The sequence below is a fragment of the Neobacillus mesonae genome (assembly GCF_023715155.1).
In the GTDB taxonomy this organism is placed as follows: Bacteria; Bacillota; Bacilli; order Bacillales; family Cytobacillaceae; genus Neobacillus; species Neobacillus mesonae_A.
In genome coordinates, this window is sequence record NZ_JAMBNQ010000018.1 from 1 (window position 1) to 19,799 (window position 19,799).

The window sequence follows — 19,799 nt, forward strand, 5'->3', positions numbered from 1 at the left end:
AGGTTGCCCACGTGTTACTCACCCGTCCGCCGCTAACTTTTGGGAGCAAGCTCCCAAAGATTCGCTCGACTTGCATGTATTAGGCACGCCGCCAGCGTTCGTCCTGAGCCAGGATCAAACTCTCCAAAAAAGTTGAGTTGATTAGCTCATAAAGATTACGTTGGCTTCATCTCATTTAAGAAATGAATAATTATTGTTTGTTGACGTTTTTGTTTGTTTAGTTTTCAAAGAACAAATCATTTTTTATCGCTCAAAAGCGACCTTTATAATATATCATGAGGTGTTTCTTTATGTCAACACCTTTTTTAACCGCCAACTGCGAAAGCTTTAATGATGTCTCGCAGCGACGGTTATAAATATACCAATTATTTAATGAATGGTCAATACCTTTTTTACTTTTTTACGATAATTTTTGATTCACACGATAACAACGATGGAAAACTCCCTGCCCTTTTGTTTCTACATTAACAACTTCAAGGATATGTTTCTCTATTAAGTATTCTAGTAATACCGGTAAATCAACAGAGTACGTTTTAAGTTCTTTCTCATTCAGCATTTCATTGTACATCCAGGATTCTTTTTTACTAAGCACCTCAATTAGGTGTGTTGAGCCCAATTCAGTTCTGGAATGGATTAAAAACTCACTTGCTAAGAACAAAAGCTCCAGTCTTTGTTCAAGAGTTTCTTCACTGTTCACCAGCTCTTCATATAATTTATAGATTTCTGGTTCTATTTGTTTTACCTGCCGCCAGACAGTTAATTCAGGATGCAGTCCATTTGCAATGATCGCTAATCTAGCCAAATGATGTAAAGAATGAACAACATGATTGTATGCATCTAAAAATTGTTTGTTTTCAAATAAAGTTTTTCCATCAACATAGCGGCGGATTAATTTCGCAAATTCCAGGCCCATTTTAATTTTTCGACCATTAAAAGGAAATTCCTGAAGTTCCATTTTTAAATTAGCAACATATTCATTTCGATCAAAAACAACCTTTGCATGGTGCAGCCATTCAAAAATTTTGCGATTTGTTCCCAATAAAAGCCATTCTTGAAGCTGAGCTTCTGAGATAATATGCATGGCAGCCTTTTGCTGGTCATACGTATAGTGTTTTATAAAAACTGGCTGTTCTGCCTCTTTGACTATAATTAAAAGAATGACATCAAAATAATCAGTTGTAAGTATCGTTTTTTCCTTCTTTTCTATTAACAAAACTCCCAAGGTATTGGATTGGCTCGCCCTTTCTTGATAAATGGGCCGCAGAATATCCTCCATCGTCTAACCTCCATTTTTCTTGCTAGCAATATATGTTCGACAGTAATAAAAAATCTCCTTCTAAAATTTAAGACATTTTTCGACATTCTTCAAATCAATAACTTTTTTCCTTTTAAAATAAATATGGTATAGTTTCTCTAGGAGGATGAAACATGGCGAAATATTCAAGTAAAATCAATAAAATACGAACTTTTGCGCTTGCTTTAATCTTTGTTGGATTTATAGTTATGTACATAGGAATTTATTTTCGTACCTCTCCCCTTATTATGACTATTTTAATGATTTTGGGACTTATTTTTATTATTGCAAGCACAGTCGTATACTTTTGGATTGGAATGCTTTCGACGAAGGCCATTCAAGTGAAGTGTCCAAGCTGTGGTAAACCGACGAAGATGCTGGGCAGGGTAGATATGTGTATGCACTGCCGTGAACCATTGACGCTTGATCCGGATCTAGTTGGAAAAGAATTTGATGAGAAATATAATAGCAGAAGGCAAAAATAAAAAAGGTGGCTTAGCCAGATGGTTAAGTCACCTTTTTTAAATATTAGTGCACTTCTTTCCCTGTACAGTCAGGACATGTTCCGTAAATCTCCATACGGTGGGTATCGATCTTAAATCCAGTAACATGTGCAGCTAAGTGCTCTACTTCATCTAAGCCAGGATAATGAAAATCTATAATCTTCCCGCATTCTTTGCAAATCACATGATAGTGATGGGTTGTAATAAAATCAAATCTGCTGGAAGCATCCCCAAAAGTTAATTCTTTTACAAGTCCAACTTCACGAAATACTCGTAAATTATTGTAAACTGTTGCCACACTCATATTTGGGAATTTTCCTTCTAGAGCTTTATAAATTTCATCGGCAGTGGGATGTGACATCGAGTTTATTAAATATTCAAGTATCGCATGACGTTGAGGAGTAATCCTTACTCCAGTATCTTTAAGAGTATCCAATGCTTCTTTCAAATGTTGCATCGCCATGCACCTCTTTTCTAAAACATATTATTAAAAACAAATTATTAAATTATAATTGTTATAATTAGTTTACTAATTCTTTAGTACTTTTGTCAATATTGTAATACCAGGAACATAGCGATTTTTATGAGCGCAATGACTGACTACAGCTTATTTCAGGACTAACATAAAAAAGGTTTGTTTGTATTTTATGATAAACTCCTTTAAATATTTCTTTCCCTTTAAAATTTTCCTGATGAAAATAACTTTATGCAAGTTCACTCCGTTAATAACTATTTTTGCTCATCAATCCTTTAACATTTCATTTTTTCCATTATCATGTTATTCAGCTTGGAATTTTGCGAAAAAGGATTTTTTCCATAAAAAAGGGGCCCCCGAAAGGACCCAAAGTTTTTATCTGAGGAGGTATGCCCTAATAAAATGATATTCAAATCAAGTATCTTTGCATTGGACAAATGCCTTTTCTGATAAAAATAGGCGTGGGAAATTTACAGATTTTCCCGAATATAATTTAATGCTTCTTCTACATGGCCTTTTACCTGTACTTTTCTCCACTCTTTAACCAGATTGCCTTCTTTATCAATGATAAAAGTTGAACGTTCAATTCCCATATACTCTTTGCCAAAGTTCTTCTTTAGTTTCCAAACACCATAGCTTTCTGCTGCTTTATGTTCTGTATCGGCAAGCAGTTGAAATGGAAGGCCGTATTTCTCAATAAATTTTTGGTGCTTGTCGATTGGATCTGGACTCACCCCAAGGATGACCGCATTCACATCATTAAATTGCTCATACTGATCCCTGAAATCACATGCCTCTGTTGTACAGCCTGGGGTCATATCTTTTGGATAAAAATAAAGAACAATATTTTTTCCTTTTAGATTGGATAATGTTACGGACTCCCCATTTTGTGCTTCTAATGTAAAGTCAGGTGCTTGTTTCCCTATTTCAACAGTCATTTCATTCACTCCATTTTAAAAATATTCTTACCTATAAGCCTAACCAAAGTTTTATAACAAAACAACTTTCCTGTTTTTATTTTTTGCGTTCCACCATTACTTTCGCCACAAATGCTGCAGGCAGGGTGTAACCGATTAACGCCTCCATTGCAGCAATAATTCTGCCGATACCCTGTGGAATGACATCCCCATTTCCTACGGAGAACAGCATCATGGCACTAAAATAAAAACTCGTTTCAAAGATATTGTATTGATGCTCTTTATTTGCCTCAGCCAGCACTGTCATTCCCATTAATTCGAGGATTAAAAAAATTAGTCCAAATCCGATGATAACGGTTAAGTATACAGTGCATAAATAGAAGAAATTTTCTACTGAAACCAGCTTCCCTTTAATCGTGTTAGGAATAAATAAGGTTCGGATACTCATAAAGATACAAAACAAAACGATTGGCAGGAGGAAAATAATCACCTATGATCACCTCTAACTTCGGTGGAGATACTCTATTTCTATGCCTGCTTGGACAATAAAATATCAAAAAACCGGGCTTCACTTGCCCGGTTTCTCATTTTTCATTTAATTCCCTGCACCGCGGTACTTTTTCACCCCGTAATTCCATAAAATGACCGATAAACAAAAAAAGACGATGCCAATCACCGGGGTTAAAAATGCATACCAAAACCACTCATTTTTCCCAAGAAAGAAGGAAGCCGGATAAACCCCGACAAATGCGAATGGTAAAATCCACGTCAGAACAAATCGAATTAATTTATTGTAAATATTGACCGGATAGCGGCCATAATTACTGATATTATACATCATTGGCATGATGGATGTTTTCGCGTCGGCCCAAAAGCTGATGCAGGCAAGCATCACGAAGATTCCACCGTACACTAAGGCACCGCCAATCACAAATAAAATAAATAAAAACGGATCATACCAGGAAATCGCAAGGCCTAGACGGCTCCCGGCATAAACCATTACAGCTATCCCGGTAATTGCTCCTAATAAAGATTCTAATTCAATCCCCTCTAAGATTATTTGAAAAAGGCTGTGAATGGGCCTCGTTAAAATCCGGTCCAATTCTCCTTTGACAATATAGCGATCATTAAAATTCCAAATGTTAAAAAATGCGGAGAATACAGCGTAAGGCACAAGGAAAAAGCCGTAAATAAAGATAATCTCATCCCTGCTCCATCCGCCGAGCTTATCCGTATGCCCAAAAACAACTAATATAAAAATAAGATTAATTGCCTGTGACATTAAATCAGAAAAAAATTCAACAAACAAATCAGCCCGGTACTGTAGTCTAGTCTTTGCGTATTGAGAGATATATTGAAAAAACATGGATACGTAAAACACTGTTTATCCCCCTTGAATTACCATCTGTTTTTTGGCGAGATACCACAGCAATTGGATAGGGATGATTAAAATAATCACCCAAATAAACTGCTGACCGATGGCTGCCCATGCCTCTTGTTGTGTAAAACCTTTCGTGAAAATCATGCTGGGAACATAACTGATACCTTGAAACGGTAAAAATTTCATGATGGACTGCACCCAGCCCGGAAAAAAGCTGATTGGAAGCAATAGTCCTGAGAACAAGTCAATAATCACCCGTTTCGCACGAATGAGGCCGGCATTGTTATATAAGAAAAATGTTGTGATTCCCGTTAATAAATTCAGCTGCGTATTTATGAAAAAACTCAATAAAATAGAAAGTGCAAACAAGCTCCAGACACTTAAATCCCAAGAAAATTGGATTGGAAAAATAAAATATACAATTAATAGTCCTGGCAGCGAAAAGAAAAATAAGCGGAAGATCCCTTCCCCAAGCCCCTGCATCGTTTTCATGCCGAGATAATTATAAGGCCTTATTAATTCAACAGCGACTTTCCCTTCCATAATTTCCTGTGCCATTTCCCGGTCAAGATTATTGAAGTAAAATGCCCGGGCCATCCATGAAATGGCGACATAGGTGGTCATTTGTACGACCGACACCCCCTGAATTTCTTCTTTTCCTCCGTAAATAGCTGTCCATAGAAAATAGTAAGCGCCAATATTGATGCCATAGATTAATATACCTGTGTAATAATTAGTCCGGTATGCAAGCATCATTAAAAAGCGGACACGTATCATTTCTATATATTTATCCAACTTCGACCGCACCCTTTTCATAGATATTGCGAATAATTTCTTCTGTTGAAGTCTCGTTAATTTTGATGTCCTTAATTTTAAATGCAGCCACAATCACAGCAATAATCTGTGAAATCAGAAGGTCATCATTTTCGATATTAGCAATGAACACCTGCTCCTTCTCATCGTATTCCCACTTCACAGGCATTCCGTTTGTTGCCTTTTTAACAGCTGGAAGATCCACATTTTCAAGAAACTGAAAATGCAGTTCTTTTCCGTCTGCCAGATTTTCCTTCAAATCATGTAAGCCGCCATCGTAAATGACTTTGCCACCATCAAGCAAAATAACCCTTTCACATAATGCCTCGATATCGGACAAGTCATGTGTGGTAAGAAGAATTGTCGTATTGTATTTTTCATTGATTTCTTTTAAAAATTCTCGAATTTTTAGTTTGACGAGTACGTCGAGACCAATTGTCGGCTCATCTAAAAATAACAACGGCGGGTTGTGAATGAGGGCCGCAGCCAGTTCACATCTCATTCTTTGACCAAGTGAAAGTTTTCGTACCGGCTTATCTAAAAGCGGTTCGATATCTAATGTTCTGATTACATGCTGCATATGGTCTTCATATTGCTCATCTGACACCTTATAGACCTTTTTGAGCAGACGGAACGATTCCTGAACCGCGATATCCCACCATAATTGGGAGCGCTGGCCGAAAACGACACCGATTGTTTGGACGAATCTTTCCCGCTCCTTGTGAGGGTTCATCCCATTCACTTGAATTTGCCCTGAAGTCGGTGTTAAGATTCCCGTTAACATTTTAATCGTAGTCGACTTCCCGGCCCCATTTTCACCGATATAACCAACCATTTCTCCTTGTTTGACGGAAAAACTAATATCATTAACTGCAGGAATGATTTTATAATTCCTTGTAAATAAGTCACGAAACGCACCCTTCAGGCCAGAACGGCTTGAATATGCTTTAAATTCTTTCCGTAAGTTCTTCACTTCAATTGCGTTCATTTTTTGTACCTCCCGATACATACCTAAAAAAATAGTTTAGCTAAATTAGGAGAGGAACACAACTTTGATGCACAGATGAGGTTTTTTTGTCTAGTGTTTTGCTGGTTTTGAATGGATATCTGCGAGTCTAACCGATTACTTTGCGGCTTTGAACATTTTATTTGCAAATCCGCATTATTTTTACCTTCCAGATCCAATTTGCAGACTTAAAATGATTTAAGCAATTTCCCACATCTTTCTACAGTTTTTAAACCAATCCTCCTGCCTGATAAAATAGTCAAAAAGTTAAAACAAAGAAAAAATGATAAAATAAAGTGGAACTTCATTCAGCTGGGGTTTTTCTCATCCCACTGATTGTTAGTTGAATCAATCGGGCTTTTACGGACAGTTATACTTCCTGCATGTGCTAACTCTTGAAGCGGGGGTCATACTGCCCGTTAATGCGGGATAAAAGTAAAAAAACAGGAGGAAAAATCATGCAATTTTCCAATTCACAAAAATTACATAACGAAGCATTAGAACATATTGTGGGCGGTGTTAACAGTCCTTCTCGTTCTTATAAGGCAGTTGGCGGCGGTGCACCGGTAGTCATGGAACGCGGTCAAGGAGCTTACTTTTGGGATGTCGACGGAAATCAGTACATCGATTATCTTGCAGCCTATGGCCCCATTATTACCGGCCATGCACATCCACATATTACAGAGGCCATTAAACATGCTGCAGAAACTGGAGTCCTTTATGGAACACCGACACCGCATGAAGTGAAATTTGCCAAAATGCTGAAAGAAGCCATCCCTTCACTGGATAAAGTCCGTTTTGTCAATTCTGGTACCGAAGCAGTAATGACGACCATCCGTGTTGCACGGGCCTATACCGGCCGCGATAAAATCATCAAATTTGCAGGCTGTTATCACGGCCATTCTGACCTTGTCCTTGTAGCAGCTGGATCTGGTCCTTCTACACTTGGAACACCTGATTCCGCTGGCGTGCCGAAATCAATCGCACAGGAAGTCATTACTGTTCCGTTCAATGATATTGAGCCATTTAAAGAAGCACTAAAAAAATGGGGCGGTGACATTGCTGCAGTTTTAGTAGAACCGATTGTCGGTAATTTCGGTATTGTTGAGCCTAACCCTGGTTTCTTAGAACAGGTAAATGAATTAACTCATGCTGCAGGGGCACTTGTCATCTATGACGAGGTTATTACTGCTTTCCGCTTTATGTATGGCGGCGCACAGGATTTATTAGGAGTGAAGCCGGACTTAACAGCGATGGGGAAAATCATCGGCGGCGGGCTGCCAATCGGAGCTTACGGCGGCCGTAAAGACATTATGGAAAAAGTAGCACCGCTTGGACCTGCTTATCAAGCAGGAACCATGGCCGGGAACCCTGCTTCGATGTTAGCGGGGATTGCCTGCCTTGAGGTTTTAAAACAAGATGGGTTATACGAATATTTAGACCGCCTTGGTGCCATGCTTGAAGAGGGAATTTTAGAAGCAGCCAAGGAAAATAACATTGACATCACCATCAACCGCTTAAAAGGTGCCTTTACCGTTTATTTTACAAAAGAAAAAATCGAAAACTATAAACAGGCCGAGAATACAGATGGCGAAATGTTTGCGAAATTCTTTAAATTGATGCTCCACCAAGGAATTAATCTTGCGCCTTCCAAGTATGAAGCATGGTTCTTGACCATCGCTCATACAGAAGAGGATGTAGAAGCAACCTTACATGCTGTACGAAACGCTTTTTCTGCATTAAAATCTGAGTAATGTTAATCCCCATAAAACGTCCGCTTCTCTTTTTAGCGGGCGTTTTATTTTTCTTTCAATTTCTGCAACAATTTGAAATTTAAACATATAATTTTTCTTGATAATATGTTTTAATCCATGTATAGTACTTTATGGTTTAAATGAGCAAATTACTATAATAACCTATTTTGAAAGGATATTCTAAAAAATGAAGTTAGGAGCCCGCATATTAAAAACGGGAATTGCTATTGTTTTATCACTTTATATTGCTCAGCTGCTCCATTCCCCTTCACCGGTATTCGCAGCGATTGCAGCTATCTTTGCCATTCAGCCTACCATTTATCGATCTTATCTAACAATAATTGAGCAAATTCAAGGGAATGTAATTGGTGCAGTTCTTGCCGTCATCTTTGTTCTGATTTTAGGAAATCATTTTATTGTGATTGGACTTGCAGCAATTATTGTTATTATTCTTCATCTTAAATTAAAGCTTGAGAATAACATTGGACTTTCCCTTGTTACACTTATTTCTATTATGGAAACGACGAGCATGAGTTTTATTCAGTTCGCTGGAATTCGTTTTTCCACTATAATGATTGGAGTTTTTTCGGCATTTATTGTGAACCTCGTGTTCATGCCGCCAAAATATGAAAATAAGCTTTATTTAAAAATTGTCCATACAACTGAAGAAATGATTAAGTGGATTCGACTAAGCATCCGTCATAATTATGACCATCATCTTCTTAAAGAGGATATAAAAAAATTAAAAGAAAACGTTCATTCCATGGAACAGTTATATAAACTATACAAAGAAGAACGAAAGCTATTTAAAAAGAATGATTTAGAAAAGGCACGTAAGCTGGTAGTGTACCGGCAAATGACAATTACAGCGAGAAAAGCGCTGGATACACTGAAACGGATTCACCGCTATGAGAATGAACTTTTAGGGTTTCAGGAAAAATTTAAGCTATCCACCCAGGAGCAGCTGGATTCAATTGTCTATCATCATGAACAGCTAATGCTTCGCTTTATCGGAAAAATCCCAACGCCTGCTCCCTATCCTGAAGAGAATGTATTATTTAATAGAGAAGAATTATTTCATTACTTTTTAAGCTATCAAAAAGAACTTGCCGGGGATGAAGAACACGAGCCTCTTGTTTACCATACGATGCAGATTATTGCCTCTATTATTGATTATGGTGAACAGGTCGAGCACCTGGATAAATTGATTACAAGTTTCCACTCTTATCATCATAATAAAATATCCATTGAAGATAATAATAATGAATAAAAAACCGAAGCAGATTAGTTTGCTTCGGTTTCTTGATGTTCCAATTGCTGGACCTGAAATAGTTTATAGTAATCCCCTTGTTTTTCCATCAGTTCATCATGTGTGCCCACTTCCACGATTCGGCCATGTTTAATTAAAACAATTCGGTCTGCATGAGTAATCGTTGATAAACGGTGGGCAACAATGAAAGTTGTCCGTTCTTTGGCTAATTTCTCGAGTGACTCCTGAATTAAATGTTCACTCTCTAAATCCAGTGCTGATGTAGCTTCATCTAAAATAAGCAAGGGTGGATTTTTCAAAAATACCCGTGCAATAGCAATTCTCTGTTTTTGTCCTCCGGAAAGTTTAACCCCTCTTTCCCCAACCTTTGTATCATATCCTTCAGCAAGATGGGTAATAAACTCGTGGGCATTAGCCGCTTTGGCTGCATTGATCACTTCTTCTTCCGCAGCATCCGGTTTCCCTAGTAAAATATTATCCCTGACCGATTCACTGAAAAGTATATTATCTTGAAAAACGACGCCAATTTTATCTCTTAAGGACTGTACCTTAAACTTCCGGATGTCCACCCCATCAAGCAGAATGCCCCCATCTGTTACGTCATAGAATCGCGGAATTAAACTGACAAACGTCGATTTTCCGCCTCCGCTCATCCCAACAAGAGCAACTGTTTCTCCCTGTTTTACATGGATGTTGATATTTTTCAACACGGTTTCTTCCCCTTCGTTATAGGAAAAGGAAACACCTTCAAACGAAAGTTCCCCTTTTACCTGCCTTAATTCCACAGCATCAGGAGCATCCACCACATCATATTTTTCGTCCATAAATTCAAATACCCGGTCCATAGAAGCAAATGATTGGGTAATGGTTGTTGATGAGTTGACCAGTCTTCTTAGCGGATTATAGAGCTTATCAATATAGGCATAAAACGCCATCATTGTTCCTAATGACAAGCTGCCCTCAATTACAAGATAGCCAGAATAAGAAATGACAAGCAATGGGGCAATATCTGTTATCGTGTTAACAACAGAAAAGGATTTGGCATTCCAGCTTGTATGCTTTAACGCTTTATCTAAAAAATTGTAATTCACTTTATTGAACTGTTTTTGTTCGTGTTCTTCGATGGCAAAGCTTTTGATTACCGACATTCCCTGAACGCGTTCGTGCAAATAGCTTTGAACTTCTGCCAATGCCTGGGACCTGACTCTCGTTAACCTTCGCAGGTTTCCAAAGAAATAGCGGATAGAAAAAGCATATAGCGGAAAAAGCAAAATAGAAACAATCGTCAGCTTCACATTCATAGAAAACATAAGAATAATAGCAATAATAATGGTAGCCATATCAAGCCAAAGATTCATCAGACCTGTAACGACAAAAGTTTTCGTTTGTTCCACATCATTAATCACGCGTGAAATGATTTCTCCTGCCCGAGTATTCGAATAATACTTAAAGCTTAATTTTTGAATATGTTCATACATCGCACCGCGTAGATCGAATAATATTTTATTGGAAGTCCACTGTGCAAAATATTGACGGTAATATTCAATTGGCGGCCGAAGAACGATAAAAATGACAACCATTATTCCCATCATAACCAATAATTTATGAACTTTTTCATCACCGGCTAAATTGGGATTTTGCAGAATATCATCTACCACATATTTAAGTAATAGTGGAAGAATGAGCGGTATCGCAAATTTAATGATTCCAATGATGATTGTCACAATAATTTGCCAGCGGTAGGGTTTGACAAATGCAAGATACCTGCGGATACTCTCCAGTGTAATCCCCCCTTTTATTACATGGAAAACGCCTGTTGAACATGTCAACAGGCGTTTAATACACTAAACACCACTATCGTCTGTACGTTAAATAACGTTCATACCATATATCGATAAAATCAGGTGCAAACGGACCAGTCCGCTGTCTAATCATGTGAATCAATTTATCGACATTCCGTTTCAAAATCTGATCAATGACATCGGGATAATTCATTTCACGCCGATGACGTTCATATTCATCCTCGTCCAGCAAATTAAAAGTCATATCAGGGAACACTTTTATATCGAGATCATAATCAATATATTTTAGTGCCTCACCGTCAAAAATAAATGGTGAACTGATATTACAATAATAATAAATGCCGTCCTCACGAATCATTCCAATCACATTAAACCAATATTGTGAGTGAAAGTAGCAAATGGCAGGTTCCCTTGTAATCCAGGTTCTGCCGTCTGATTCCGTCACCAATGTACGGTCATTACCGCCAATCACTAAATTTTGCGATGCTTTTAAAACGGTGGTTTCTTCCCAGACGCGATGGATGTGCCCATTGTGTTTGTAACTATGTATTTGTACTGGTTCACCTTCGATGGGTACGCCCATGTTCTCCCCTACCTTCATTCCGAACACTTTGTAACCTATCTTACCAAAAAATTTACCGACAAAAGGCAACAAAGAATAGTCCTTTTCTTCTTATTATAACGGTTATGACAAGAATTTAAAACAAAAGAGCCATATTTCCCATTGGCTCTTTGAAAATTTTACGTATTTTAGGAAGGAGTCAGATCCATTTCCCGGTAGGAATTAATGACTTCTTCTGTTTGCTTTTCAAAAATGTTCTGTATTTCTTTTAATTCTTTTTTCATTTGTTGAATTTCTATTTGGATACTTTCAAGATCTGTTTTATCTTGCAAGGCTAGAAGTTCCGCTTGAATGTCCTGACAGCGCTCAAGCTCTGCCTGCAGAAACAGCAATTTTTCCATTGTTGCCATCTGTTCAGAAACTAATCGATTAAAATCATTCATTTCCTCACCACCTATTTTAAAGTACCCTTATGTATTCTTTATAAAAGAGATAATTCCCTTTGACTATTTCTGTAGAGTGAAAGGAAGTTTTGTCGAAAAAAGAAGGCACTCCATTCCGAATGAGGAGCGCCTTCCAAATAAATATGTTTAATTAGCTTTGGCCAAATTTGCCAGCATTTTGGTTTTTACGAGACTCTGCTTGCTGGTTTTGCTTTCTAACCTCAGCAGCATTTGTTTCGCTTGCAAATTCTGTTCCGAATTGTCCAGCAGCACCGCCTGCTTGAGCAGAACCACCTGCTTGAGCGGAACGAGCGTTTTGCTGTCTAACTTCTGCAGCATTTGTTTCGCTTGCGAATTCAGTACCAAATTGTCCTGCAGAACCTGCACCAGTCGATTGTGCATTTTGTTGTCTAACTTCCTGGATATTAGTTCCAGCAGAAGTTTTGTTTGGCTGTTGATTGAATTTTGCCATTGATATCACCTCCACGAATTTTAATTTACCCCGGTTCGTGAAGATTATCCGAAAAAAATAATAAAATTAAACGAGCAATGAAATGCCGCCATCTACAATAATCGTTTGGCCTCTAATCATACTGGATTGGTCAGAAAGTAAAAACATGACAGTGTTCACCATATCTTCAATTTCCACCATTCTTCCTGCTGGTGTTTTTTCTGCAGCTTCCTGAAGCAGTTCCTCCCGATTCGGGAAAGATTTCAATGCTTCTGTATCAACAGCACCGCCAGAAACAGCATTCACAATAATATTTTTCGACGCCAATTCAACGGCTAAATATCTTGTTAAAGCTTCTACTGCTGCTTTTGATACTCCTACTGCGGTATAGTTTTCTAAGTAGCGGATGGCACCTAATGAACTGATACTGACGATTTTCCCGCCGCCGCTTTTCTCCATTAATTTTGCAGCTTCTTGAGCACAAAACAATAGTGCCTTACTGTTAATATTTAATGTCCAGTCCCAGTGATGTTCTTCAAGCTCCATTAAAGGACGCTGTACACCGGATGCGGCGTTATTGACAAAAACATCCAAGCGGCCAAATTCCTCTTCGATTTGGGCAAACATATTTTTAATTTTAGTGACATCGCCAACATTTGCCTTTACAACTAAAACCTTTCTTCCTAATGCCTCAATTTGTTCGGCGGTGTCCATTGCCCCCTTTTTACTTCTCGCATAATTGATAACAATGTCATATCCTTCTTGTGCAAGCCGAAGGGCAGTAGCTTTCCCAATCCCCCGGCTGCTTCCAGTAACTAATGCAACTTTTTGTGTCATGAATTTTTTCCCCTCTTTATGTAATGTTATTATTTTAGCTTTTCTTTGAATAGAAGACAATTTTTATACAAAAAACTAACTTAAGATTGCTTGAAAGGAGTATGTGAATGATGTATGCCGGGCGGGATATGACCGAATTATCAATGATGTCGATTACAGATTGGAAGGATGAGGAACTGGGGTATTTTCATCATGCACTGCAACAGATTATGCCTTATTTAAATACAGAAGGGCAGACTATTCACCGCGAAATTATGGATGAAATTCAAATCAGGGGCGGAACCCAGCAGCTTAAGCTTTAATTTTGGGATTGGCGGCCGAAGAAGGATCCATTTAATTTTTTCGGCCGCCAATAAAAATCAATTGGCAGCCATCTGTTAAGTCTTTCCATGATTTGGTCAACAATAAGGCCTATTGGCGACTCCAGAGGGGCGAATTTTTCTACTCTTTTTCAGCGAATAACTCTCCATTCTCAAGTGAATTCAAATAAATCTTAAACATCTTCTGATAAGGAACCGGAAAAGCAAATTGTTCTAATTCTCCCTCTGAAACCAGCTTCCACTCTTCACTTTCCTCCAAGACAACATTTATTTTTCCAATGTAAATCTTAAGATTCCAAATTAAATGAGAAAAGACATGTTCCACCTGGCCTATAATTTTGTCTAAATGAATGTTTAAACCGAGTAAGCTGTTAAAAGCCTCTTCTAAATGTGCTCGTTCTTTATCTAATGGGTGTTCTATTTCTACATTTGGAAATTCCCATAAGTTTGCAAGAAGTCCTGTGGAAGGGCGTTTATGAATCAGGATTTTCCCGTTTTTATCCTCTAAAATTGCCGCTGCCAGCTGAACATTTCGTGTTTTCGTTTTTTTCGTTTTTACCGGCAGATCGTTTTGCACCCCTTCTTCAAAAGCACGGCAATGCTCTCGAACCGGACATAAAAGACATGCTGGGGAAGTCGGTGTGCATATTAACGCACCTAGTTCCATTAAAGCTTGATTAAAAGCAGAAGGATCCTCATGGGAAATAAGTTCACGAACAGCCTGTTCAAACACCTTTCTTGTTGCCGGACGAGCGATGTCTTCCCAAATGGAAAGAATTCTTGAAATTACCCTCATTACATTCCCATCAACCGCAGGCTCCGGCTGGCCGTAAGCAATACTTAAAATGGCACCCGCTGTATACGGCCCTACCCCTTTAAGCTTGGAAATCTCTTCAGGAGTGTCAGGTACAACGCCATTGTATTGCTCCCTCACTTCTTTAACAGCAGATTGTAAATTTCGCACTCTGGAATAGTAGCCCAGACCCTCCCAAGCCTTTAGAACCTTTTCTTCATCGGCATCAGCCAAATCATCAATGGAAGGAAACCACTCCATAAACCGATTGAAATATGGAATAACCGTATCGACTCTTGTTTGCTGCAGCATAATTTCCGAAACCCAAACTTTATATGGATCCTGGTCTTTTCGCCATGGCAAATCCCGTTGTTCTCTTTTAAACCAATCAATTAAGTCTTTTTGAAAACTTTCTATATTCATTTTTTCTATATTTTTTAGTACAATCGACATACTTTTTCCTCCATATTAATAAACAAACGATGAAAAGGGTATATAATAAAAGTAACTCGTTTTACGATAATCCACTTTGTCGGATTTGACAAGGATATTTAAGGGGGACAATTTTTTTGGATACTGGAACACATGTTGTAATGGGAATTGCACTTGGCGGTCTGGCAACACTGGATCCAGTAGTCGCTGGGAGTCACGTCACGACAACAAGCGTGATAATAGCAACCATTGTTGGTTCTCAAATACCTGATATTGATACAGTTTTAAAATTGAGGAATAATGCCATTTATATTCGAAATCATCGCGGCGTCACTCACTCCATGCCGGCAGTAGTTTTATGGCCGCTTTTAATCAGTGCTGTGCTATATGCCTTTTTCCCGGGAGCGAACCTTCTCCATTTATGGGCGTGGGCGTTTGCTGCAGTATTTATCCATGTTTTTGTTGATATTTTTAATGCTTATGGCACTCAAGCCCTTAGGCCGCTTAGTTCCAAATGGGTGGCATTAGGCTGGATCAACACATTTGACCCATTTATTTTTACCATTCATGTTCTTGGCATTCTGGCATGGATATTAGGAGCACATCCGGGATTTACCTTTCTCTTAATGTATTTTATCATCATTGGTTATTACTTTAAGCGATATCAGACAAGGAAACGGGTCTTGATGGAAGTGCGTGTACTCATTCCTGATGCAACGGATATCATCGTTGCCCCAACGATGAAGTTTCACCAGTGGCGGATTGCAGCCATGAATGAAACAATCTTTTTCGTAGGCAGATCCTTGGACGGCAAAGTAGAAATTCTAGATCGGTTTAAACGTATTCCAGTGCCGGACACACCTGTTATAGAAGCAGCGAAAAAGGATCCGAATATTTCAGCTTTCCTCTCCTTCTCGCCGGTTTACCGCTGGGAAGTGGATGAATTTGATGATTATTATGAAGTCCGGTTTATTGATTTACGCTACCGAAGCAATGGTCATTACCCATTTGTTGCAGTGGTACAGCTGGATAACAATTTAAAGCCGATTACCTCCTATACCGGCTGGGTATTCAGCGAAAAAAAATTAAGAAAAAAATTAGGAGTTTTACCAGGATAAATATAAAAAGCGGTGACACAATTCGTCACCGCTTTTTATATTTATTCCTTTGCGGCTCACTTAAGGGCCCATTTTCATTTTAATGCAATGTATACTTGTCCTGTTCCAAAAAATGCTTGTATTTGGGATTAACCGCAGTAAACTCATGCAGCTTATCTCCATAATTTTCGATCCATTGTTTGACAATTCTCTCCGTCATTTCACTTCCCATGTATTCCTCGCCTGCCCTGGCATAGGTCGTTTCGAAATCCTCCCATAACAATTCAACCCATGTGCGTGCTTGGTAATAGGAAAGATGGTCATTTTTTTCAAGCAGTTTCTTTGCTAACCGTTCATGATAGTCATTCATTCTAACACCCCTTTACCATTTTCTTTTATCATAAGAAAAGCATTTAGGCAAATAATAAATTTACGTGGTAAGCATCGCAAAAAAAAGCTTTGCTTTTCACGCTCCTCATTCCCTTTCTTGGAGGTATAACATGAGAAATAAAGAGCGTAACTTCCCCAACCAAAATAATAATAAGCTAGAGGGAGAACCGCGCGCAAAAGCGGAATATGCATCGAAAAGAGCGGACGGCACCATTAATACGCACCCGCAAGAACGGATGCGGGCTTCTGGTGAACGTGACGACGAATCACCGCAAGTTTGGCAATAAATATGTAAAGCAAGATTTCAAAAAACACGACAAACCAGGGATCAGTTCTCTGGTTTGTCTCAACTTATTATTTCAGTTTGCCTAACAAGGAAATTGGCAATGCTTCTTCTTTTCCGCTGCCGCCTAATCGATATCCCCATGCAAATACACCATTAATGTAATCAATTTTAAAATATTCACCTGGAGCACCTTCAATTTCGTAAACTTGCTCAGGCTTAAATTGGCTCGGATCTAACAAGTATGCTCGTGCCATCTGCACTTTTCTCTCTAAAACCGCAAATTCATTGACATAACCTAGCTGCTCTGCTTTACGTGCTTTTTCTTGCAGTCCCGCAATTTCCTGCCATAATTCTTGTTCTGTCATATCACTATACCGTCTCTCCTGCTGCATTTGTTTCACTCCCAAATATCGTTTTATCTTAGTATAATTTTTTTGGTAAAATTAATAAAGGAAAATATCAATTGGCAGGGTACTTTGCACCCGCATTTTAAGGAGATTTTTGTTCATGAAAACAATTATTGTTACCGGGGCAGGCACCGGATTAGGAAAAGAATTAGCACTATTATTTTCGAAAAAAGGGTACCATTTATTATTAACAGGAAGAAGAGAAGAAACATTAGCCAGCGCGAAAAAGGAAATTGAAGAGACAGGTGGTAAGGCAGATATCCTGACACTGGATATTCGCAGCAGTGAAGATATTTCTAAAAAGATGGATGGAATCAGCAGTCAATATTCAGTTTACGGATTGGTAAACAATGCTGGTGTAGGTCATTTTGGATATTTTGCGAATACTAGTGAGGAACAAATCAGGGAAATGTTAGATACCAATGTATTGGGTACCATTCTCATGACAAAAACTGTTTTGCCTGTGCTTGTTGAACAAGGTGAAGGGCTGGTAATGAACATTATTTCTACTGCCGGTATAAGAGGGAAAGTTCAGGAAGCAGGATATTGTGCCAGTAAATTTGCAGTAAGAGGATTTACAGAAAGCCTGCAAAAAGAATATGCAGATACGAAAATTAAATTTAATGCTGTATATATGGGCGGGATGAATACACCTTTCTGGGAAGGAAGCGACTATGTAAAAAACCCGTCAGGCCTGATGTCCGCTAAAGAAGTGGCAGAAATGATTATTGATAAAATGGATCAGGACGAAATTATTATTGAGAATTAGAACGGCGTAAGAGCCTTCGAAAACAAGAACAGCTTGTTCCTGCAAGGATTATTCTTATTAGTTTCTCTTAGCGATCAGCCTAAAGACTAACAATAGTTCTTCTGCCATAAAAGTTCTTTTTTTGACTTTTATGGCAGATGGTTATTTGACCTCGAGGGGCTAGGGCCGCTTGAGCTAGCCAATCTCCAAAGTCGAAAACATATAAATTCCATTCTGGTAATTAAAAAATCAGGACGCCTTGTCATGATTTTTCTATTTCTGATAGGAATTTTTCAATCAGGTTAATGGAGAACCCTTTTCTATACAAAGCTTGTTTCATCTTTTGCTCAAACTCAAATCCTGTATACTTGGCAAATTTGCGGTGAGCTTTTTCTCCCTGGTATCTAATAGCTTCTAATTCATCCTCTTCCTCTTCGTTTATGGTTTCCTGTATGGCAATTTGAATCATTTCAAAGGAATATCCTTTTCTAAGCAGCTGCTGTTCAAGCTTCTGTCTTTGAATTTTTATCGAGTCCTTTGAGGGCTTTTTGAAAAACTTTTCCCCGATCTTTATTGCCTTTTCTATTTGCTGTTCTTTTGGGTATTCAGCTAATGCCTGATTTTGAATCTCTTCAGCAATGCCTTTTTCCTTCAGTTCCATTCTAATGACATCCGAACCTTTGTCTGTGGTATTAGCCATGGTTCTCACAAACGCTTTGGCAAATTCCGCATCATTGATATATTTTTGCCCTTTTAATTTATGAATCACTTCATGGATGACAGGATGCTCAACTTCTTTTTTGTTTAGATAATCCCTGATCTCTTTTTCAGAGCGGATTCTTCTTGCAAGAAATTGGACAGCTAAATTGTATGCCTTGCGAATATCATCCTGATACCCGATTTCTACAATAGAAAATTCATCAAGTTCCATCCCTTTTTTTAATTGAAACTTGATTAATATATCACTATCCACACTAAAGGCAAATTGTTCTCCCTTGCCATAATCCATGAAAATGTTATACCGATCCTGATTTTTCTGCTGCGTGGTGATTTTCGTAATGATAGCCATATGCTCACCTCAACACTACTTTACCATATTCCGCTAACTAAACCTGTGAGAAAAAATATATTTTTTTTCAAAATCCGTATCTTTCTTTTTCATAAAGGCAAAAATGGTTCTGAGTACATAAAGTGAAACTACCATCAGTGGGGGGGTATGACATCCCCACTGATGGTGGTGGAACCAATCGGGCCTTAACGGGCAGTGAGTCTCCCATCTAGCTTCATTTTTACTCAAAATCTATAGGTGGGTCATACTCCCCGTTAAGGCGGGATAAAGTACCATTTTTGCTTTTTAAATACGATTAACAAATAATGTTGAAAGGATTGAGCATGATGGGTGGAAAAAAGAAAAAGGATTTGGGTAAAGGAAAATATTCTTTAACCAGTACACAAGAGGTGCTATATCAGCGCGAATTTAAAATGGCTGACCGCGCAGGCGGGTTTACAGATCGAAATACGAAGCTTTAATCACTCTGAAAAGTTTTCCCATTCATGAACCTCGTTTAATTGTAGATGCTAATAAAGAACCATTTTCGGTTCACATTCTCTTCAAGTGAAAGGGGTTTTTGTAATGGGTCGTTCAAGAGGACAAAGATCACGTGATAAAAACAAAGCTTCACTTCCACAAGTGCCGCAGAACATGAAATCTGATGGTATTGATGTAGAATTTTCTCAAGAAATGGCGGATCAAGCTGATCTTGAAGCACAAGCAAGATCGAATGCTGCCAATCAGCGTGCAAAAAAACGGAAATAATG

General features: G+C 38.4%; 25 protein-coding genes and 1 rRNA gene. 9 read left to right on the top strand and 17 right to left on the bottom strand.

What is annotated here, in order from left to right; genetic code table 11:
• Together M3183_RS15100 and M3183_RS15105 are read right to left on the bottom strand one after the other, a co-directional pair.
• Nucleotides 1-130, bottom strand: a 16S ribosomal RNA gene (locus tag M3183_RS15100); the annotation flags it as partial.
• A gap of 270 nt (nt 131-400) precedes the next feature.
• A complete protein-coding gene (locus M3183_RS15105; RefSeq protein ID WP_251470951.1) occupies nt 401-1,276 on the bottom strand; it encodes a nucleotidyltransferase-like protein in 876 nt (291 codons plus the stop codon).
• A gap of 152 nt (nt 1,277-1,428) precedes the next feature.
• Here M3183_RS15105 and M3183_RS15110 point away from each other — a divergent pair, with 152 nt between their 5' ends.
• The gene (locus M3183_RS15110; RefSeq protein ID WP_251470953.1) at nt 1,429-1,779 is read left to right on the top strand and encodes a YgzB family protein; all 351 of its coding nucleotides are present in this window, start codon (nt 1,429-1,431) and stop codon (nt 1,777-1,779) included.
• Nucleotides 1,780-1,822: 43 nt separating this feature from the next.
• Here the strand turns inward: M3183_RS15110 and perR are convergent, their stop codons facing one another.
• The 6 genes from perR to M3183_RS15140 all read right to left on the bottom strand — a co-directional run bounded on the left by perR (nt 1,823) and on the right by M3183_RS15140 (nt 6,371).
• On the bottom strand, nt 1,823-2,260 hold the full coding sequence (perR, locus tag M3183_RS15115; RefSeq protein ID WP_251470955.1) for a peroxide-responsive transcriptional repressor PerR: 438 nt from the start codon (nt 2,258-2,260) through the stop codon (nt 1,823-1,825).
• 482 nt (nt 2,261-2,742) lie between these two features.
• Complete coding sequence (gene bcp / locus M3183_RS15120; RefSeq protein ID WP_251470957.1) at nt 2,743-3,210, bottom strand: thioredoxin-dependent thiol peroxidase; 468 nt, start codon at nt 3,208-3,210, stop codon at nt 2,743-2,745.
• 76 nt (nt 3,211-3,286) lie between these two features.
• Nucleotides 3,287-3,679, bottom strand: coding sequence for an ion channel (locus tag M3183_RS15125; RefSeq protein ID WP_251470960.1), 393 nt, complete (start codon nt 3,677-3,679; stop codon nt 3,287-3,289).
• A 105-nt stretch (nt 3,680-3,784) separates the two neighbouring features.
• On the bottom strand, nt 3,785-4,570 hold the full coding sequence (locus M3183_RS15130) for an ABC transporter permease (RefSeq protein WP_251470962.1): 786 nt from the start codon (nt 4,568-4,570) through the stop codon (nt 3,785-3,787).
• Nucleotides 4,571-4,573: 3 nt separating this feature from the next.
• Complete coding sequence (locus tag M3183_RS15135; RefSeq protein ID WP_251470964.1) at nt 4,574-5,365, bottom strand: ABC transporter permease; 792 nt, start codon at nt 5,363-5,365, stop codon at nt 4,574-4,576.
• Entirely contained in the window at nt 5,358-6,371 is a 1,014-nt protein-coding gene (locus M3183_RS15140; protein WP_251470965.1) for an ABC transporter ATP-binding protein, read from the bottom strand. Before M3183_RS15140 ends, M3183_RS15135 begins: the two co-directional genes overlap by 8 nt.
• A 476-nt stretch (nt 6,372-6,847) precedes the next feature.
• Here M3183_RS15140 and M3183_RS15145 point away from each other — a divergent pair, with 476 nt between their 5' ends.
• On the top strand, nt 6,848-8,143 hold the full coding sequence (locus M3183_RS15145) for a glutamate-1-semialdehyde 2,1-aminomutase (protein WP_251470966.1): 1,296 nt from the start codon (nt 6,848-6,850) through the stop codon (nt 8,141-8,143).
• Between the two features lie 187 nt (nt 8,144-8,330).
• A complete protein-coding gene (locus tag M3183_RS15150) occupies nt 8,331-9,413 on the top strand; it encodes an FUSC family protein (protein ID WP_251470967.1) in 1,083 nt (360 codons plus the stop codon).
• Between the two features lie 14 nt (nt 9,414-9,427).
• Here the strand turns inward: M3183_RS15150 and M3183_RS15155 are convergent, their stop codons facing one another.
• From M3183_RS15155 to fabL, 5 genes are all read right to left on the bottom strand, one after another.
• The gene (locus M3183_RS15155) at nt 9,428-11,194 is read right to left on the bottom strand and encodes an ABC transporter ATP-binding protein (RefSeq protein ID WP_251471072.1); all 1,767 of its coding nucleotides are present in this window, start codon (nt 11,192-11,194) and stop codon (nt 9,428-9,430) included.
• Between the two features lie 73 nt (nt 11,195-11,267).
• Nucleotides 11,268-11,798, bottom strand: a complete 531-nt coding sequence (gene ntdP / locus M3183_RS15160) for a nucleoside tri-diphosphate phosphatase (protein ID WP_251470968.1) — start codon at nt 11,796-11,798, stop codon at nt 11,268-11,270.
• Nucleotides 11,799-11,965: 167 nt separating this feature from the next.
• On the bottom strand, nt 11,966-12,220 hold the full coding sequence (locus tag M3183_RS15165; RefSeq protein ID WP_251470969.1) for a YgaB family protein: 255 nt from the start codon (nt 12,218-12,220) through the stop codon (nt 11,966-11,968).
• Nucleotides 12,221-12,371: 151 nt separating this feature from the next.
• The gene (locus M3183_RS15170; RefSeq protein ID WP_251470970.1) at nt 12,372-12,692 is read right to left on the bottom strand and encodes a gamma-type small acid-soluble spore protein; all 321 of its coding nucleotides are present in this window, start codon (nt 12,690-12,692) and stop codon (nt 12,372-12,374) included.
• 66 nt (nt 12,693-12,758) lie between these two features.
• Entirely contained in the window at nt 12,759-13,508 is a 750-nt protein-coding gene (gene fabL / locus M3183_RS15175) for an enoyl-[acyl-carrier-protein] reductase FabL (protein WP_251470972.1), read from the bottom strand.
• Between the two features lie 110 nt (nt 13,509-13,618).
• Between fabL and M3183_RS15180 the strand changes: the two genes are divergently transcribed.
• Nucleotides 13,619-13,810, top strand: a complete 192-nt coding sequence (locus tag M3183_RS15180; RefSeq protein WP_251471073.1) for a hypothetical protein — start codon at nt 13,619-13,621, stop codon at nt 13,808-13,810.
• A 139-nt stretch (nt 13,811-13,949) separates the two neighbouring features.
• On the opposite strand, the gene mutY is transcribed toward M3183_RS15180, so the two are convergent.
• Complete coding sequence (mutY, locus tag M3183_RS15185; protein ID WP_251470973.1) at nt 13,950-15,074, bottom strand: A/G-specific adenine glycosylase; 1,125 nt, start codon at nt 15,072-15,074, stop codon at nt 13,950-13,952.
• A gap of 116 nt (nt 15,075-15,190) precedes the next feature.
• Here mutY and M3183_RS15190 point away from each other — a divergent pair, with 116 nt between their 5' ends.
• Nucleotides 15,191-16,171 carry a metal-dependent hydrolase gene (locus M3183_RS15190; RefSeq protein WP_251470974.1) on the top strand — a complete coding sequence of 327 codons (981 nt, stop codon included), beginning with the start codon at nt 15,191-15,193 and terminating at the stop codon, nt 16,169-16,171.
• Nucleotides 16,172-16,250: 79 nt separating this feature from the next.
• On the opposite strand, the gene M3183_RS15195 is transcribed toward M3183_RS15190, so the two are convergent.
• Nucleotides 16,251-16,520, bottom strand: coding sequence for a YfhJ family protein (locus tag M3183_RS15195; RefSeq protein ID WP_251470975.1), 270 nt, complete (start codon nt 16,518-16,520; stop codon nt 16,251-16,253).
• Between the two features lie 130 nt (nt 16,521-16,650).
• Between M3183_RS15195 and M3183_RS15200 the strand changes: the two genes are divergently transcribed.
• The gene (locus M3183_RS15200) at nt 16,651-16,827 is read left to right on the top strand and encodes a small, acid-soluble spore protein K (protein WP_251470976.1); all 177 of its coding nucleotides are present in this window, start codon (nt 16,651-16,653) and stop codon (nt 16,825-16,827) included.
• A 67-nt stretch (nt 16,828-16,894) separates the two neighbouring features.
• Here the strand turns inward: M3183_RS15200 and M3183_RS15205 are convergent, their stop codons facing one another.
• On the bottom strand, nt 16,895-17,218 hold the full coding sequence (locus M3183_RS15205) for a YfhH family protein (protein WP_251470977.1): 324 nt from the start codon (nt 17,216-17,218) through the stop codon (nt 16,895-16,897).
• 115 nt (nt 17,219-17,333) lie between these two features.
• Here M3183_RS15205 and M3183_RS15210 point away from each other — a divergent pair, with 115 nt between their 5' ends.
• The gene (locus tag M3183_RS15210) at nt 17,334-18,002 is read left to right on the top strand and encodes an SDR family NAD(P)-dependent oxidoreductase (protein ID WP_251470979.1); all 669 of its coding nucleotides are present in this window, start codon (nt 17,334-17,336) and stop codon (nt 18,000-18,002) included.
• Nucleotides 18,003-18,243: 241 nt separating this feature from the next.
• On the opposite strand, the gene recX is transcribed toward M3183_RS15210, so the two are convergent.
• On the bottom strand, nt 18,244-19,050 hold the full coding sequence (recX, locus tag M3183_RS15215) for a recombination regulator RecX (RefSeq protein WP_251470981.1): 807 nt from the start codon (nt 19,048-19,050) through the stop codon (nt 18,244-18,246).
• 326 nt (nt 19,051-19,376) lie between these two features.
• On the opposite strand from recX, the gene M3183_RS15220 reads away from it, so the two are divergent.
• Together M3183_RS15220 and M3183_RS15225 are read left to right on the top strand one after the other, a co-directional pair.
• Nucleotides 19,377-19,511 carry a YfhE family protein gene (locus M3183_RS15220; protein WP_251471074.1) on the top strand — a complete coding sequence of 45 codons (135 nt, stop codon included), beginning with the start codon at nt 19,377-19,379 and terminating at the stop codon, nt 19,509-19,511.
• Nucleotides 19,512-19,614: 103 nt separating this feature from the next.
• On the top strand, nt 19,615-19,797 hold the full coding sequence (locus M3183_RS15225; protein ID WP_251470984.1) for a YfhD family protein: 183 nt from the start codon (nt 19,615-19,617) through the stop codon (nt 19,795-19,797).
• Nucleotides 19,798-19,799 lie beyond the last annotated feature (2 nt).

Excerpts from the sequence above, each read along its gene's own strand:
- bcp (WP_251470957.1), bottom strand. The coding sequence starts at position 3,210 with ATGACTGTTGAAATAGGGAAACAAGCACCTGACTTTACATTAGAAGCA.
- M3183_RS15140 (WP_251470965.1), bottom strand. The coding sequence starts at position 6,371 with ATGAACGCAATTGAAGTGAAGAACTTACGGAAAGAATTTAAAGCATAT.
- M3183_RS15200 (WP_251470976.1), top strand. The coding sequence starts at position 16,651 with ATGAGAAATAAAGAGCGTAACTTCCCCAACCAAAATAATAATAAGCTA.
- perR (WP_251470955.1), bottom strand. The coding sequence starts at position 2,260 with ATGGCGATGCAACATTTGAAAGAAGCATTGGATACTCTTAAAGATACT.
- M3183_RS15165 (WP_251470969.1), bottom strand. The coding sequence starts at position 12,220 with ATGAATGATTTTAATCGATTAGTTTCTGAACAGATGGCAACAATGGAA.
- M3183_RS15205 (WP_251470977.1), bottom strand. The coding sequence starts at position 17,218 with ATGCAGCAGGAGAGACGGTATAGTGATATGACAGAACAAGAATTATGG.
- M3183_RS15225 (WP_251470984.1), top strand. The coding sequence starts at position 19,615 with ATGGGTCGTTCAAGAGGACAAAGATCACGTGATAAAAACAAAGCTTCA.
- M3183_RS15180 (WP_251471073.1), top strand. The coding sequence starts at position 13,619 with ATGTATGCCGGGCGGGATATGACCGAATTATCAATGATGTCGATTACA.
- fabL (WP_251470972.1), bottom strand. The coding sequence starts at position 13,508 with ATGACACAAAAAGTTGCATTAGTTACTGGAAGCAGCCGGGGGATTGGG.
- M3183_RS15220 (WP_251471074.1), top strand. The coding sequence starts at position 19,377 with ATGGGTGGAAAAAAGAAAAAGGATTTGGGTAAAGGAAAATATTCTTTA.
- recX (WP_251470981.1), bottom strand. The coding sequence starts at position 19,050 with ATGGCTATCATTACGAAAATCACCACGCAGCAGAAAAATCAGGATCGG.
- M3183_RS15210 (WP_251470979.1), top strand. The coding sequence starts at position 17,334 with ATGAAAACAATTATTGTTACCGGGGCAGGCACCGGATTAGGAAAAGAA.
- mutY (WP_251470973.1), bottom strand. The coding sequence starts at position 15,074 with ATGTCGATTGTACTAAAAAATATAGAAAAAATGAATATAGAAAGTTTT.
- ntdP (WP_251470968.1), bottom strand. The coding sequence starts at position 11,798 with ATGGGCGTACCCATCGAAGGTGAACCAGTACAAATACATAGTTACAAA.
- M3183_RS15105 (WP_251470951.1), bottom strand. The coding sequence starts at position 1,276 with ATGGAGGATATTCTGCGGCCCATTTATCAAGAAAGGGCGAGCCAATCC.
- M3183_RS15110 (WP_251470953.1), top strand. The coding sequence starts at position 1,429 with ATGGCGAAATATTCAAGTAAAATCAATAAAATACGAACTTTTGCGCTT.
- M3183_RS15145 (WP_251470966.1), top strand. The coding sequence starts at position 6,848 with ATGCAATTTTCCAATTCACAAAAATTACATAACGAAGCATTAGAACAT.
- M3183_RS15150 (WP_251470967.1), top strand. The coding sequence starts at position 8,331 with ATGAAGTTAGGAGCCCGCATATTAAAAACGGGAATTGCTATTGTTTTA.
- M3183_RS15170 (WP_251470970.1), bottom strand. The coding sequence starts at position 12,692 with ATGGCAAAATTCAATCAACAGCCAAACAAAACTTCTGCTGGAACTAAT.
- M3183_RS15195 (WP_251470975.1), bottom strand. The coding sequence starts at position 16,520 with ATGAATGACTATCATGAACGGTTAGCAAAGAAACTGCTTGAAAAAAAT.